This window comes from Azospirillum sp. UENF 111221, from assembly GCF_058780625.1.
The window spans coordinates 75,545-90,625 of the sequence record NZ_JBSNCH010000003.1; the positions used below are offsets into that span (position 1 = coordinate 75,545).

Consider the following 15,081-nt stretch of genomic DNA (forward strand, 5'->3'; position numbering starts at 1 on the left):
TCGGCCGGGCAGCAGCGCTGACGCAGCCCTGCCCTGTCCGACGCTTCGTTGGGCAAACCACCGGTTTCGCGCTACCGTCGGCCCAAAAGTTGGAAGGCGGGAAACGGGAAGACGCATGACCGGAGAAGACACCCCGCTGTGGCGGGAAGGCGCCGTCGCCCTCGCCGCGCGGCTGGCCCGGCGCGGGCTGTCGGCCCGCGAGGCGGTCGAGGCGCATCTGGACCGCATCGCCGCGGCCGAGCCGGCGCTGTCCGCCTTCCTGACTGTCGCCGCCGACGATGCCCTCGCCCGCGCCGACCTGCTGGACGCCCTGCCGTCGCCCGTCGGACCACTGCATGGTATGCCGGTCGCAGTGAAGGACCTGACCGACACCGCCGGCATCCGCACCACCTACGGCTCCGCGCTTTATGCCGACCATGTGCCAGCCCATAGCGACATCGCGGTCGCCCGGATCGAGGCGGCCGGCGGCATCGTCATCGGCAAGACCAACACGCCGGAGTTCGGTTTCGGCGCCATCTGCGGAAATAGCCTCTACGGTCCGACCCGCAACCCGGCCGACCCGAACCTGACCTCCGGCGGGTCGAGCGGCGGATCGGCGGCGGCGGTCGCGGTCGGCATGGCGCCGTTGGCGCATGGCACCGACTATGGCGGATCGGTGCGGATTCCGGCGAGTTTCTGCGGCATCGCCTCCATCCGGCCGACGCCGGGACTGATCCCGGCACCGGGGCGGGCGTTGGGCTGGGACACGCTGGCGACCCATGGCGTTCTGGCCCGCGACACGGCCGACTGCGCGCTGCTGCTGTCGGCGATGGCCGGCAGCGATCTCCGCGACCCGACCTCCCTGTTCGGCGGCCGCGATAAAGGGTCGGAAACGCGTCTGGGTGCCACCGTCGATTTCGGTGCCGCCACCGTTTCCCAGGCTGTGCGCGAGCGCTTCGCCGAGGCGATCGACCGGCTGGAGCGGGTCGCCGGTCCGGTGACGCACTGCCATCCCGACTGCGGCGACGCCATGGCGACCTTCCGGACGCTGCGTGCCGCCCAGACCCGCCATGCCTTCGGTCCGATGCTGGCCAAGCATGGCGAGGCGCTGACCGACACCATCCGCTGGAACATCGAGGCTGGGGCGGGCATCACCGCCGATGCCTATCTGGAAGCGCAGGCCGCCCGCACGGCACTGTACCGCCGCTTCGTCGCGCTGTTCGAGGAGATCGACGTGCTGGCGGCCCCGGCCTGCGGCGTGCTGCCCTGGCCGAACGAGGAAGGCGAGGTGACCGTCATCGACGGGCAGCCGGTGGGGTCGATCCTGGACTATCTCGGTGTCACGGCCATCGTCACGCTGATCGGTTTTCCCGTGCTGACCCTGCCGGTTGCCGGAGACGGGCTGCCCTTCGGCATCCAGCTGATCGCCCGGCCGGGTGAGGAACGGCGCCTGATCCGCCTGGGCCTGATGCTGGAGCGCGAGGCGGGCTTCGTTCACCGCTGGCACCGCTGGCCCACCGGCTGGGCCGGTTGACGGGAATCGGGTGACAAGACGCCGCTCCCGACAGCCATTGCGGGCGGCTGACCCATAGGCTATGCACCCCCGCATGAGCGCCGACACCCTTCCCAATTTCGCCCTGCCCAGCCCTGTCCTGTCCCGGTCATCCGCCGCCATGCCATCGATGGTGGAGGTGCGGCGTGCCACCGGAATCGGCTCCATCGCCATCCTGCTGTGGGCGACGGCAGCGCTGCTGACCTCTATGTCCAGCGCCATGCCGCCGCTGCAACTGGTGGCGGTCACCTTCGGGCTGGCCTTTCTGACCGGCAGCAGCGTCGCGGTTCTGCGCGGCCGCAGCGTGATCGCGGCCCTGCGCCAGCCGCTGCCCGTCTGGCTGGTCGGCGTCGGCGGATTGTTCGGCTATCACGCCTGCCTGTTCCTTGCCTTCCATCTGGCGCCATCGGCGGCGGTGGAGGTCAATCTCATCAACTATCTCTGGCCGCTCTGCATCGTCCTGTTCTCCGCCCTGCTGCCGGGGAGCGGCTGAAGGCCGCGCATGTGGCCGGCGCGCTGTGCGGGCTGGCCGGCACCGCGCTGATCGTTTCAGGGAGAAGCGGCGGACTGCACCTGGACGCCGGCACCCTGGGCGGCAACCTGCCCGCCTACGGTGCGGCCTTGGCGGCGGCGCTGCTCTGGGGCGCCTATTCGGTCCTGTCACGCCGTTTCGGCTCCGTCCCGACCGAAGCGGTCAGCGGCTTCTGCCTCGTCACCGCCCTGCTGGGCCTGACCGGGCATCTGCTGTTCGAGGATGCCACCGTCTGGCCGAATGAGGCGCTGGGATGGCTGGTCCTGCTGGCCCTCGGCATCGGTCCGGACGGGCTGGCCTTCTTCGTCTGGGACCATGGAATGAAGCGCGGCGACATCCGGGCGCTGGGCGTGCTGTCCTATGCCGTGCCGCCAGCCTCCACCCTGCTGCTGATCCTGTTCGGGCAGGCCAGCGGCGGCTCGGCCGTCTGGGCCGCCTGTGCGCTGATCGCCGGCGGGGCGCTGATGGCGAGCTGGGACATGATCCGCGGCAAGTGACAGCGATTTCATGCCTCAGCTGCGGCAAAGGGTGGTAATCGGCAAGCATCGTCCCGACCGCTTGCGAGTGCCCAACCAATGCCCGCGCGTGCGTATTCCCCACCGTCCTCTTCCGGACGCCTGTCCGCCGCCCGCCAATTCCTGTCCGATGTCTGGCGGCTGACCAAGCCCTATTGGTCGTCGGACGAAAAATGGGCGGCGCGCGGCCTGCTGGCGGCGATCGTCGTCCTCAATCTGGCGGCGGTGTTCATGGAGGTCTGGTTCACCCAGATCAACGCCGACATCTTCAATGCCTTGCAGGAGAAGGATCAGGCTGGATTCATCCAGGCCCTGCTGGTGTTCGGCGGCCTGGCGCTGTTTTTCATCGCGGTGGCGGTCTATCGCCTTTACCTCAACCAGATGCTGCAAATCCGCTGGCGCCGCTGGCTGACCGAGCGCTATCTCGGTGACTGGCTGGAGAACCAGACCTATTACCGCCTGCAATTCGCCAACACTGGCACCGACAACCCCGACCAGCGCATCGCTGAGGATCTGCGCAGCTTCGTCCAGCTGACGCTGAGCCTGTCACTTGGCTTCATGACCAATCTGGTCTCTCTGGTCTCCTTCCTCGCCATCCTGTGGAGCCTGTCGGGATCGGTCACCATCCCCTGGCTGGGCATCGACCTGCCCGGCTATATGGTGTGGGTGGCGCTGGTCTATGCCGTCGGCGGCACCTGGATCACTCACAAGATCGGCAAGCCGTTGGCCCGGCTCAGCTTCGACCAGCAACGGTACGAGGCCGACTTCCGCTTCTCCCTGGTCCGCCTGCGCGAGAATGCCGAGAGCGTCGCCCTGCAACAGGGCGAGGTGCAGGAGGCGCGCGGTTTCGGCGACCGCTTCGCCCGTGTCGTCGCCAACTGGTGGTCGCTGATGCGCACGCAGAAGCGGCTGGTCTGGTTTACTTCGGCCTATGGGCAGATCGCCATCATCTTTCCGCTGCTGGTCGCCGCTCCACGCTATTTCAGCGGCGCCCTGCCGCTGGGATCGCTGATGCAGACCTCGCAGGCCTTTGGGCAGGTTCAGGGGGCGATGTCCTGGTTCATCGACGCCTATGTAAACCTCGCCGACTGGCACGCCACCACCAGCCGCCTGACCGGCTTCCACCGTGCCGTGGAAGCTGTCCGCGCCGATGCCCGCGACCATGCCGGGGTGGAGCGCATTGCGGCGACCGACGGCGCCCTCACTTTGGACGGGCTGGCGCTGACCCTGCCGGACGGCGGCACGCCGCTGGTCCGCGCCGACCTGACGGTGCAGCCGGGCGAGTCCCTGCTGATCACCGGCCCGTCGGGGTCGGGCAAGAGCACCCTGCTGCGTGCCATCGCCGGCATCTGGCCCTTCGGCCGCGGCCGGATCGCGCTGCCAGGGGGCATTATGGCGGCCGGCGGTACCACCGCGGCCAACGGCAGCATGGTCCTGCCACAGAAGCCCTACCTGCCCATCGGATCCCTGCGCGCCGCCGTCACCTACCCCGCCACTCCCGACGCCTTCCCGGACGAGGCGGTGCGCGAGGTGCTGGACGCCGTCGGCATGGCCGGTTTCGCCGACCGTCTGGCGGAAGAGGACCACTGGTCGCAACGCCTGTCCGGCGGCGAGCAGCAGCGCATCGCCATTGCCCGCGCCCTTCTGCACAAGCCCGACTGGCTCTATCTCGACGAGGTGACCTCGGCCTGCGATCCGGAGACGGAGGAGCGGCTCTATGGCCTGCTGCGCACCCGCCTGCCCGGAACGACGCTGGTCAGCATCGGCCACCGTCCCAGCCTCGCCGCCTTCCACGACCGGCGGATGACGGTCCGGCGCAACGGAGACGGGGTTGGGGAGTTGGCGGCGGTGTGAACTACGCCTGAGGCTGCTCCCCCCGCGCCTCGGCCAGCAACCATTGCCGGAAGGCGGCAAAGGGCGGGTGGTTGGCCTTGCCGCGGGGATGGACGAGGTAATAGGCCCGTGCGCTGCGGTGGGGCCGGTCGATGGCGGGGAGCAGGGTACCGTCGTCCAGCTCGGCACGGACCAGCAGGGTCGGCAGCAGGGCCACGCCCAGCCCGGCCTCGGCCGCCTGGGCAGTGGTGGCGAACTGTTCGAACACCATGCCGGCACCGGGCCGCGGGGGAAGCCCCTGTGCCGACAGCCACTCGTTCCACGCATCGGCGCGCGTGCTCGTGTGCAGCAGCGGCAGGGACAGCAGGTCCCCCGGTTCCGCCACCGGATGCGCCTTGAGGAATGCGGGGGAGCAGACCGGCAGCACCTCCTCGTCCAGCAGATGGTCGCAGACGGCGTCGGGCCAGTCGCCGAAGCCGTAATGGATGGCCGCATCCAGATCGTGCAGACGGAAATCGAAGGGTGCCAGCTTGGTGGTGAAGTGAATCGTCACCTGCGGATGCGCCGTCTGGAAGGCCGGCAGCCGCGGCACCAGCCAGCGCGTGCCGAAAGTCGGCAGGATGGCGAGGTTCAACACGCCGCCCTTGGGGGCTGCGATGGTCCGCACCGTGGCCGCCGCGATCTGGCGCAACGCGTCGCGGATCGGATCGGCATAGAGCGCGCCGGTCGGGGTCAACGTCACCCGCTGGCCCTTGCGAATGAACAGGGCGGTGCCGATCTGCTCCTCGAGCGCCTTGATCTGCCGGCTGACCGCTCCCTGGGTCAGCGACAGTTCGGCCGCCGCGGCGGTGAAACTGCCGGTGCGGGCCGCCGCTTCGAAGGCGGACAGCATGCTCATGGACGGAAGAAGGCGGCGCTGCAGATCCATGGCCGCTTCATTACCAAAGCTCATGACCTGTGGAAAGAAAGTCGTTTGCACCCTGGCGCGCGGCACGGCACGCTCGATATCCTGGAGATCCGGGAATTTCCCATAGGCAGGGCGGGGCGGGTTCGCGATGAAGACCGGTGGTCAATTGATCGTCGAGGCGCTGGAGGCGCAGGGCGTGCGGCGGGTGTTCGGCGTTCCGGGCGAGAGCTATCTCGCCGTGCTTGACGCCCTGCACGACAGTCCGATCGAGATGGTTGTCGCCCGCCACGAGGGCGGCGCGGCCATGATGGCAGAGGCGCAGGCCAAGCTGACCGGGCGTCCCGGCGTCTGCCTCGTCACCCGCGGCCCCGGCGCCACCAACGCCGCGTCGGGCATCCATGTCGCCCAGCAGGACGAGACCCCGCTGGTCGTGCTGGTCGGCCAGATCGAGCGCGGCATGCGCGGCCGCGATGCCTTCCAGGAGGTGGATTACGGCAAGCTGTTCGGCGGCATGTGCAAATGGGTCGCCGAGATCGACAGCGCCGACCGCGTGCCGGAAATGATCTCCCGCGCCTTCCACACCGCGATGGCCGGCCGCCCCGGCCCGGTCGTGCTGGCCCTGCCGGAAGACACGCTGACGGAAACCGCGGACGTCCCCGTCGCCCCGCGGGCGGAGACCGTGGATGGGGCCCCCACGCCGGCGCAGGTGGCGTCGTTCGGCGCCCTGCTGGACAAGGCGGAACGGCCACTGCTGGTCGTCGGCGGCTCCCGCTGGACCGGGGAATTGGTCGCTGAACTCCAGCGTTTCGCGGAACGGCTGGCCCTGCCGGTGGCCGTGACCTTCCGCCGCCAGATGCTGTTCGACCATTGCCACCCGCTTTATGCCGGCGACATCGGGCTGGGCATCAACCCCAAGCTTTCGGCGCTGGTCAAGGACAGCGACCTGCTGATCCTGCTGGGCGACCGTTTCTCCGAAGTGCCGTCGCAGAGCTACGACCTGCTGGGCATTCCCAATCCGGCCAAGGCGGTGGTCCACATCCACCCCGGCGCCGAGGAGGTCGGCCGCGTCTATCGCCCGACGCTGGGCATGGTCGCCACGCCGGCCGCCTTCCTCGAGGCGATGGCCGAGCTGAGCGTGACGGCGAAGCCCGGCTGGGCCGCCCGCGCCGAAACGGCCCATGCCGCTTACGACGCCTGGAGCACCCCGCCCGACGCCATCCCCGGCGACGTGCAGATGGGCCGCATCATGGCGTGGCTGGACGAACGGCTTGAGCATGACGCGATCTTCACCAACGGTGCCGGGAACTACGCCACCTGGATCCACCGTTTCCACCGCTTCCGCCGCTTCGGCACCCAGGCGGCACCGGTCTGCGGCTCGATGGGCTACGGCCTGCCGGCCGCCATCGCAGCCAAGCTTCAGCATCGCACCCGCGATGTCCTGTGCTTTGCCGGCGATGGTTGCTTCCAGATGACGGGGATCGAGTTCGGCACTGCCGTGCAGGAGGGCGCCGCCGTGATCGTGCTGGTCGTCGACAACGGCATGTACGGCACCATCCGCATGCATCAGGAACGCGAATATCCCGGCCGCGTGTCCGGCACCCGCCTGCAGAATCCCGATTTCGCCGCCTTCGCCCGCGCCTATGGCGGTCATGGCGAGACGGTGGAGACCACCGCGCAGTTCGCCCCGGCCTTCGAGCGCGCCCGCGCGTCCGGCCTGCCGGCGATCATCCACATCAAGCTCGACCCCGAGGCCCTGACCCCCAGCCGGACGCTTTCCGAGATCCGTGCCGCCGGGAAGGGAAAGTGATCTGAGAGAATACACCCTCTCCCGGCATGGGACAGGGAACATCAAATGCCTCGCTTTTTGACCCAAGGAGCCACCCCGGTGCAGCACAGCGACATCCTCTCCCGTTTCGGCCTGACCTCCAGCGGAGCCGGGCTCACCGCCCGTTCGCCGGTCGACGGCGCCACCCTCGCCACGGTGGCGGAGACCGCGCCGTCGCAGGTTTCGGACATCGTCGCCAACGCCGCCCGCGCCTTCGAGGCGTGGCGCTCGGTGCCGGCCCCGCGCCGCGGCGAGCTGGTCCGCCTGCTGGGCGAGGAACTCCGCGCCGCCAAGGAGGATTCTGGGCCGTCTGGTTTCGCTGGAAGCCGGCAAGATCTACCAGGAAGGCCTGGGCGAAGTGCAGGAAATGATCGACATCTGCGACTTCGCCGTCGGCCTGTCGCGCCAGCTCTACGGCCTGACCATCGCCTCGGAGCGTCCGGGCCATACGATGCGGGAGACCTGGCACCCGGCCGGCCCCTGCCTTGTCATCTCCGCATTCAACTTCCCGGTGGCGGTGTGGTCGTGGAACGCGGCGCTGGCGCTGGTCTGCGGCGACCCGGTCGTCTGGAAGCCGTCGGAAAAGACCCCGCTGACCGCCGCCGCCTGCCAGGTGATCTTCGACCGTGCCGTCGCCCGCTTTGGCGACGCGCCGGCCAACCTGTCCCAGGTCGTCCAGGGCGGCCGTGAGATTGGCGAGGCTCTGGTCGCCCATCCCGGTTTCCCCATCGTCTCGGCCACCGGCTCGACCCGCATGGGCCGCGAGGTCTCCAAAGTGGTGGCGGAGCGCTTCGGCCGCTCGATCCTGGAGCTGGGCGGCAACAACGCTATGATCGTGGCGCCGTCGGCCGATCTCGACATGGCGCTGCGCGCCATCCTGTTCTCCGCCGTCGGCACCTGCGGCCAGCGCTGCACCACGCTGCGCCGCCTGATCGTCCACCGCTCGGTCAAGGACCAGCTGCTGCCGCGCCTGAAGGCGGCCTACGCTTCCGTGTCGATCGGCAGCCCGCTGGAGACCGGCGTGCTGATGGGTCCGCTGGTCGACGCCGACGCCTTCAAGGCGATGCAGCGCGCCCTGGAGTTCCGCCAAGGCCGAGGGCGGCACGGTGGCCGGCGGCGAGCGCACATTGACCGACCGCTTCCCCAACGCCTATTACGTCACCCCGGCCATCGTCGAGATGCCGGCCCAGACCGAGGTGGTGCGGCACGAGACCTTCGCGCCCATCCTCTATGTCCTGACCTACGACACGCTGGAGGAGGCCATCGCGCTTCAGAACGCCGTGCCGCAGGGCCTGTCCTCCTGCATCTTCTCCACCGACCTGCGTGAGACGGAGCGCTTCCTGTCGGCCGCCGGGTCCGACTGCGGCATCGCCAACGTCAACATCGGCCCGAGCGGTGCGGAAATCGGCGGCGCCTTCGGCGGCGAGAAGGAGACCGGCGGCGGTCGTGAGTTCGGGGTCGGATTCCTGGAAGGCTTATATGCGCCGCCAGACCGCGACGGTGAACTACTCCTCCGCCCTGCCTCTCGCCCAGGGGATCAAGTTCGAGATCGGCTGAGGGTTCATGGGCTGAGGCGTTCCGGCCGGGACGGCGCCGCCATCGGCGAGCCCGTCCCGGCCGGATCGACAAGCGTATCAGATCGCCAGCCTCCCCCGGACCGCTTCGGCTTTGGCCGTCAGATCCTGGGGAGGCAACCGGCCGATCAGAAGGGCGGCATGGTCAGGCCCGCTCCAATAGGCGATGGACAGCCCTCCGCGCATTTCCTGCTCCACCCCGCGCACGCTGCCGGGACGGCGCAGGATGCACAGAGCCAGCGGACCGCTCCGCGGATCGAGATAGGTGATCTGGGCCAGCGGCATGTCGTCATAGGACAGAATTTGCGCCCTGCGGAATTCCGCTCCGGCGACCTCCACCGCCTCCGGGGTCAGGGACAGGTTGAGCGGCCGGTTCAGGGCAGCGAGCTGTGCCGCCTGGATGTCGTGGACGGGCGTGGACCCGCCCAGCGTTTCCCGCGTGTACAACCCCATATATTGCGCGACCACGCCATGCCAGTGGCGCTCCCGGTCCGGTCCGCCGCCATCGTCGGCAAAGTCGTCGCCGTTGGCGGCTCCGAATAGCCGGACCAGCATCCGGTCCCCCAGCACGCCCGCCGCCACCGACGCGGCGATGGCGCCAAACAGACGGCGGCGGGTCAGCGGAACGGCCGCGTTGGCGGCAGCCGGCGGCGCGGACATACCGTCAAGCATGCGTTGCAGGTCCGCCGTCGGAGCGGTATCCAGCAAGGTTTGGAAGGCCTCGCCGTAGGGCAGGCTGGCGCGGGAAAGATGCTCCACCCTCGCGGCGACCGCCGGATCGCGCTCGATCAGGTCGAGCAGGCGGGCGCGATGCTCCTCCTCCAGTTCGCCGTCGATGAAGGCAGTCAGTTCTTCGTCGGAGGGGATCGGGAACTCGTCGCTCTCTCCGGTCATTTTGCCGCTCCGTCGCTCATCCTGTCCGCCAGCTTTGCCCGCGCCGCCGCCAGACGGCTCATCACCGTTCCGACCGGCACGTCTAGAACCGCAGCGACCTCGCGGTAGGTCAGGCCCTCCACATAGGCGAGGAATACCGCTGCCCGCTGCGCTTCCGGCAGGTCGGAGACCAGCCTCATCACCTGCCCCGCCAGAACCTTCGCCTCGGTCTCGCGCGCGCCGTCGACCTCCAGGCTCGTCTCCGCCTCGACGGTTCCCTGGCCGAAACGGACCCGCCGCGCCCGGACCTCGTTCAGCCAGACCGAGTTCAGGATGGCGAACAGCCAATGGTCGATGCGTGACCCGGGCTGGAACTGGCGGTGCCGTTCCAGTGCCCGCAGGCAGGTCTGCTGCACCAGATCGTCCGCCCAGTCGCGCTGCCGCGACAGGACAAAGCCATAGCGCCAAAGGCGCGGCAAGGTGACGGACAAGCCGTGCCTGACTTCCGCTTCGCTTGCGATCTCACCGCTCCCTCGCATGGCATCCGGGACGATCCGGTCCTTTCGGCACTGTACCGGCCGCGACCGACCATATGCCTCACGGCCGCTCTCGACGATAGCCATCATCCGCCTTCCCGATGACCGGACAAAGCGGCGGGAACGCCCCCGCCTGGGGCGGGAAGCGCCTCCGCCGGTGGCGTCAGCCCTTGGCCGGCGTGACGATGGCCTCTTCGAGGTCGCGGTACTCCTCGCATCCGGTGCCGCAGATCGCGCGGATCGCCGCCAGCTGTTCACGCGCCAGATCGGAACGCCCCTTGAGCATGTAGGCTTCCCCCAGATATTCCCGGACCTTGGCGTAGGAGGGGTCGGCCGCCACCGACTTCAGGTAATAGCCGATGCCCTCGTCGATGCGGCCCAGCTTGCGGGTGGCGTAACCGCGGTAATTCAGCACGACCGGGCTGTCCTGGTTGCGCGCCGTCGCGAGAATGCCCAGCGCCTCCTGATAGCGCTCTGCCTTCGCCAGCGAATAGGCGTAGTCGGCGATATTGTCGTCGGTGAGGTTGGCACCGCTCTGCTTCACGCATTGCTTCGCCTTCTTGTCATAGACCTCCCCCGGCTTGCAGGTCGGGGTGGTGTCGTCGCCCATGGCGCGGGCGGCGACGGGAGCCAGCAGGCCGGTGCCGAGAACGGCGGCGCACAGCAGACCGACCAGCACGGTGCTTCCTGCCCTTCCGGGCTTGGAACGAACGCTCATCATGACTTCTCCTGGATTTCGAGGGGCGGCTCGCCGTATCGCGGCGCTGGCGGACAACACGCCACCCCCGGCGGCTATTCGGTCGCAGATAAGTTTTTTCGGCCCCTTCGCGGCACCGAATAGGCAGTCCCACCGGCGTGTTCCCCACCCGCCGCGCCGCCAGCATCCCGCATGCGCCCGCGATGTCCCGAATGGAGCCGCCCCCCGTGTTCCCACCCGTGGCTTTGCTTGGCTTGGGCCTTGGCCTGCCGCCCCATCTCCTGTCCCAGGAGGAGGCCGCCCTCCTCACCACCCGCATCTTCGGCGACCGGCTTGCCGGCTTCCCGCAGTTCGAGCGGGTTTTCGCCAACACCGGCATCGCCCGGCGGCACTGCGCCCGTCCGGCCGACTGGTACACCACTTCCCATGGCTGGAGCGACCGCATGGCCGCCTACCGGCAGGCGGCGGAGGCCCTGTTCGTCCAGGCGGCGACCGCCGCCCTGGCGGATGCCGACATCGCTCCCGCCGAGGTCGATTGCGTGGTCGTCTCCTCCTCCTCCGGCTTCGCAGTGCCGAGCCTGGAGGCGCAGCTCGCCGAGGCCATGGGCTTCCGGCCGGACATCGAGCGGCTGCCGTTGTTCGGGCTCGGCTGTGCCGGCGGCGTGGCGGGGCTGGCGACCGCCGCGCGTCTGGCGGCGCCCCCCGGCCGCATTGTGCTGTTCGTGACCATGGAGCTGTGCAGCCTCGCCTTCCGACAGGATGACGGCAGCCGCGCCAATCTGGTGGCGAGCGCCCTGTTCGGCGACGGTGCTGCCGCCTGCGTGCTGCGCGGCGGTGCGGAGGAGCGCGCCTTCGCCGTCATCGAGGGTGCCGGTCAGCATCTGTTCCCGCGGTCGCAGGACATCATGGGCTGGCGCATCGACGATGGCGGCTTCGGCATCGTCCTGTCGGCGGCGCTGCCGCAATTCCTGCAAGCCCATCTCCGCCCCGCCCTTGCCCGGCTGCTCGCCCAATGCGGCGCGGAGGAGGAGCGGATCGGCCGCTTCGTCTGCCATCCCGGCGGCACCCGCGTTCTGTCGGCGCTGGAAGACGTGCTGCGGCTGGAGACCGGCAGCCTCGACCATGAACGGGCGGTGCTGGCCGATCACGGCAACATGTCCGCTCCCACGGTGCTGTTCGTGCTGGACCGGGCGCGCCGGGCGGGATTGCCGGGCCGGGCGGCGCTTCTGGCGCTCGGTCCCGGCTTTGCCGCCAACCTGATCACGCTGCGGCGGGGAATGCGGTGACAGCTCCGATCATCGTCATGCTGCTGGTGACGGCGCAGCGCCTCAGCGAACTGATCATCGACCGGCGCAACCGCGTGGAGCTGTTGGCCCAAGGTGCGCGTGAGCATGGGTGCGGCCATTACCCGTGGATGGTGCTGCTGCATGCCGGGTGGCTGGCCGGCCTCTGGGAGGCAGCACTGGGAGGCCCGTTGTGGACTCACGGTCCGGGCATCGTGCCCGTCGAACCGGCCTGGCTGGCGGTCCTCCTCGCCATGCAGGCGCTCCGCCTCTGGGTGCAGGCGACGCTGGGGTGGCACTGGACCACCAGGATCGTCGTGCTCGACGGAATGCCGCCGGTCCGCACCGGCCCATACCGCTTCACCAACCATCCCAACTATTTGGCGGTCGCGGTGGAGATCGCCGCTCTTCCGCTCGCCTTCGGCATGGCTGGCTATGCCCTTCTCTTCTCCCTCCTCAACGCCGCGATGCTCGCCGTGCGAATCCGGGTCGAGGATCGGGCGCTCGGTCGAAGACAGGACGCCGCTCTCCGCGTCGGTTAAGTCAATTTGTGGGCACAGGGTTTGATTTGACGCAATGCCGCAACGCGGCGAAGGGGTCTATCCTTGGGTCTGGTGGTCGATCTGGTTGACGCGTTGCCCTCCACCCCGACGGCGCCGCTCTCCGGCGCCCCTTCCCCCGGCCAACGGGGGAAGGTTGGGTGGGGCTTCTTCCCGCAGCGCTGCCATCGCCACCGCCATTCTGCACGGTTCCCATCCTGCCCAACCGGCCGGAGTGACCATGTCCGTCCAGTCTTCCGCCGAAGTACCATCCACCGACCGACCTGCCGCCCCGGATCCACAGCGGGAACCAGGACAGGTGGTTGCCGTCCGCGGTTCCGTCATCGACCTGCGCTTTCCCGAAGCCGCCCTGCCGCCGCTGTTCGACGCGGTGGAAATCCTGTGGGATGGACCGGAGCGGCTGGTGGCGGAAATCCAAAGCCATCTGGACGCCCGGACCGCCCGCGCCATCGCCCTCCAGGGCACCTCCGGCCTGCGGCGCGGCACGCCGGCAGGCCCGACCGGCGGCCCGCTGACCGCGCCGGTGGGCAAGGCCGTACTGGGTAGGCTGCTCGACGTGATGGGGCTTGCGCGCGACGACGGGCCGGAACTGCCGCCCGACACCCCGCGCTCACCGATCCACCGCCGGCCGCCGCCGCTGGCCCGCCGCAGTCCGCGCCGAGACTTGATGGAGACCGGCATCAAGGTGATCGACCTGCTGGCCCCGATGGCCCGCGGCGGCAAGGCGGCGATGTTCGGCGGGGCCGGGGTCGGCAAGACCGTGCTGGTGATGGAGCTGATCCGCAAGATGGTGGAGCGCCACACCGGCATCTCCGTCTTCGCCGGCATCGGCGAACGGTCCCGCGAGGGGCAGGAGCTGTGGGAGGAAATGAAGCGGTCCGGGGTGCTGGACCGCACGGCACTCGTCTTCGGCCAGATGAACGAACCGCCGGGCGCGCGCTGGCGCGTCGGCCTGACCGCCTTGACCATCGCCGAGCACTTCCGCGACGAGGAGATGCTGGACGTGCTGCTGCTGATGGACAACGTCTTCCGCTTCGTCCAGGCCGGTGCGGAGGTGTCGGGCCTGCTCGGCCGCCTGCCGTCCCGCGTCGGCTACCAGCCCACGCTGGCCAGCGAGATCGCCGAGCTGGAGGAGCGGGTCGCCTCCACCCCCGGCGCCGTGGTGACGGCGATCCAGGCGGTCTACGTTCCGGCCGACGATTTCAGCGATCCGGCGGTAGCGGAGCTGTTCAGCCATCTCGACAGCTCCATCGTTCTCTCGCGCGCCATGGCGGCGGAAGGGCTCTATCCGGCGGTCGATCCGCTCGGCTCCACCTCCAGCCTGCTCGACCCGCTGGTGGTGGGCGAGGCGCATTACCGGCTGGCCGAGGAGGTGCGCAAGACCATCGCCCATTACCGCGAATTGCAGGACGTCATCGCACTGCTGGGAATGGAGGAGCTGAGCGCCGCCGACCGGCTGGCCGTGCGCCGCGCCCGCCGTTTGCAGCGCTTCCTGACCCAGCCCTTCCTGGTGACGGAGGCCTTCACCGGCCATGGCGGCGTCAGCGTGCCGCTGGAGGAAACGCTGAAGGGCTGCCGCGCCATCCTCGACGGCGACTGCGACGACTGGGCGGAAAGCGCCTTCTTCATGACCGGGACCCTGGACCAGATCCGCGAGCGCGACCGCGCCGGGAGGACGGGATGAACGACCTTTCCCTCATCGTCACGACCCCGACCTCGGTCGCCGTGACGCTCACCGGTCTCCGCCATCTGCGGGCGGAGGACGCCAGCGGCGCCTTCGGCATCTGGCCCGGCCATGCCGATCTGCTGACCGCCCTGGCCATCTCCGTCATCAGCTGGCGCACCACCGACGGCCGGGAAGGCCATTGCGCCGTGCGCGGCGGGGTGCTGACCATCCGCGACGGCGGGCAGGTCGCCGTGGCGACGCGCGAGGCGGTGACGGGCGACGATCTGCGTGCGCTGGAGCGCGACGTGCTCGCCCGCTTCCGCCGCAATCTGGAGGAGGAGGGAGAGGCCCGCTCCGGCGCCCGCCGCATGCATCTGGCGGCGGTCCGCCACATCCTGGCCTATCTGCGGCCCGACCGGCGCCCCACGGGTCCATTCGCACCCACCGCGGACGGCAGGGAGGACAGGCCATGACCGACGACAAGGATCCGCTTCCCGGCAGCGTCCGCCGCCACCGCGAACGGCGGGAGCATTGGCAGCGCGAGGGCGAACGGCCGATGGGCCGTAACCTCGCCCTGATCGGGGCGCTCGGCTGGCTGGTGATCGTTCCGACCCTGGCCGGGCTGTTCGCCGGACGCTGGCTCGACGAGCGGGCCGGCGGCGGGATCTTCTGGACGGCGGCGCTGCTGTTTGCAGGCGTCGTGCTCGGCGGCTGGCTCGCCTGGAACCGCATCGAACAGGAACGCTGAC

Annotated in this window: 14 protein-coding genes and 1 pseudogene; 11 read left to right on the top strand and 4 right to left on the bottom strand. The window is 69.5% G+C overall.

Annotated elements, in window-relative coordinates:
* Positions 1-115: 115 nt before the first annotated feature.
* From ACWPN3_RS08840 to ACWPN3_RS08855, 4 genes are all read left to right on the top strand, one after another.
* Positions 116-1,513, top strand: coding sequence for an amidase (locus ACWPN3_RS08840; RefSeq protein WP_109095631.1), 1,398 nt, complete (start codon positions 116-118; stop codon positions 1,511-1,513).
* Positions 1,514-1,586: 73 nt separating this feature from the next.
* Entirely contained in the window at positions 1,587-2,024 is a 438-nt protein-coding gene (locus ACWPN3_RS08845; protein ID WP_492261262.1) for a drug/metabolite transporter permease, read from the top strand.
* 11 nt (positions 2,025-2,035) lie between these two features.
* A complete protein-coding gene (locus tag ACWPN3_RS08850) occupies positions 2,036-2,560 on the top strand; it encodes an EamA family transporter (RefSeq protein WP_492261263.1) in 525 nt (174 codons plus the stop codon).
* A gap of 78 nt (positions 2,561-2,638) precedes the next feature.
* Complete coding sequence (locus ACWPN3_RS08855) at positions 2,639-4,432, top strand: ABC transporter ATP-binding protein/permease (protein WP_492243017.1); 1,794 nt, start codon at positions 2,639-2,641, stop codon at positions 4,430-4,432.
* Position 4,433: 1 nt separating this feature from the next.
* Here the strand turns inward: ACWPN3_RS08855 and gcvA are convergent, their stop codons facing one another.
* Positions 4,434-5,339 carry a transcriptional regulator GcvA gene (gene gcvA / locus ACWPN3_RS08860; RefSeq protein ID WP_109095633.1) on the bottom strand — a complete coding sequence of 302 codons (906 nt, stop codon included), beginning with the start codon at positions 5,337-5,339 and terminating at the stop codon, positions 4,434-4,436.
* A 127-nt stretch (positions 5,340-5,466) separates the two neighbouring features.
* Here gcvA and ACWPN3_RS08865 point away from each other — a divergent pair, with 127 nt between their 5' ends.
* Together ACWPN3_RS08865 and amaB are read left to right on the top strand one after the other, a co-directional pair.
* On the top strand, positions 5,467-7,125 hold the full coding sequence (locus ACWPN3_RS08865; RefSeq protein ID WP_492261264.1) for a thiamine pyrophosphate-binding protein: 1,659 nt from the start codon (positions 5,467-5,469) through the stop codon (positions 7,123-7,125).
* Positions 7,126-7,203: 78 nt separating this feature from the next.
* Positions 7,204-8,700: pseudogene (gene amaB, locus ACWPN3_RS08870) on the top strand (L-piperidine-6-carboxylate dehydrogenase).
* 77 nt (positions 8,701-8,777) lie between these two features.
* Here amaB and ACWPN3_RS08875 read toward each other — a convergent pair.
* The 3 genes from ACWPN3_RS08875 to ACWPN3_RS08885 form a co-directional block, all read right to left on the bottom strand.
* Positions 8,778-9,611, bottom strand: a complete 834-nt coding sequence (locus ACWPN3_RS08875; protein WP_492261265.1) for an anti-sigma factor family protein — start codon at positions 9,609-9,611, stop codon at positions 8,778-8,780.
* Entirely contained in the window at positions 9,608-10,081 is a 474-nt protein-coding gene (locus ACWPN3_RS08880) for an RNA polymerase sigma factor (RefSeq protein WP_492243021.1), read from the bottom strand. Before ACWPN3_RS08880 ends, ACWPN3_RS08875 begins: the two co-directional genes overlap by 4 nt.
* 208 nt (positions 10,082-10,289) lie before the next feature.
* The gene (locus ACWPN3_RS08885) at positions 10,290-10,847 is read right to left on the bottom strand and encodes a tetratricopeptide repeat protein (protein WP_492243022.1); all 558 of its coding nucleotides are present in this window, start codon (positions 10,845-10,847) and stop codon (positions 10,290-10,292) included.
* A gap of 203 nt (positions 10,848-11,050) precedes the next feature.
* Here ACWPN3_RS08885 and ACWPN3_RS08890 point away from each other — a divergent pair, with 203 nt between their 5' ends.
* The 5 genes from ACWPN3_RS08890 to ACWPN3_RS08910 all read left to right on the top strand — a co-directional run bounded on the left by ACWPN3_RS08890 (position 11,051) and on the right by ACWPN3_RS08910 (position 15,080).
* Positions 11,051-12,109, top strand: a complete 1,059-nt coding sequence (locus tag ACWPN3_RS08890; protein ID WP_492243023.1) for a type III polyketide synthase — start codon at positions 11,051-11,053, stop codon at positions 12,107-12,109.
* Positions 12,106-12,648 carry an isoprenylcysteine carboxyl methyltransferase family protein gene (locus ACWPN3_RS08895; protein WP_492243024.1) on the top strand — a complete coding sequence of 181 codons (543 nt, stop codon included), beginning with the start codon at positions 12,106-12,108 and terminating at the stop codon, positions 12,646-12,648. The genes ACWPN3_RS08890 and ACWPN3_RS08895 overlap by 4 nt, the downstream gene beginning before the upstream one ends.
* A 238-nt stretch (positions 12,649-12,886) precedes the next feature.
* The gene (gene atpD / locus ACWPN3_RS08900) at positions 12,887-14,350 is read left to right on the top strand and encodes a F0F1 ATP synthase subunit beta (protein WP_492243025.1); all 1,464 of its coding nucleotides are present in this window, start codon (positions 12,887-12,889) and stop codon (positions 14,348-14,350) included.
* Complete coding sequence (locus ACWPN3_RS08905) at positions 14,347-14,805, top strand: F0F1 ATP synthase subunit epsilon (RefSeq protein ID WP_492243026.1); 459 nt, start codon at positions 14,347-14,349, stop codon at positions 14,803-14,805. The genes atpD and ACWPN3_RS08905 overlap by 4 nt, the downstream gene beginning before the upstream one ends.
* A complete protein-coding gene (locus tag ACWPN3_RS08910; RefSeq protein ID WP_492243027.1) occupies positions 14,802-15,080 on the top strand; it encodes an AtpZ/AtpI family protein in 279 nt (92 codons plus the stop codon). The genes ACWPN3_RS08905 and ACWPN3_RS08910 overlap by 4 nt, the downstream gene beginning before the upstream one ends.
* The last annotated feature ends 1 nt before the right edge of the window (position 15,081 follow it).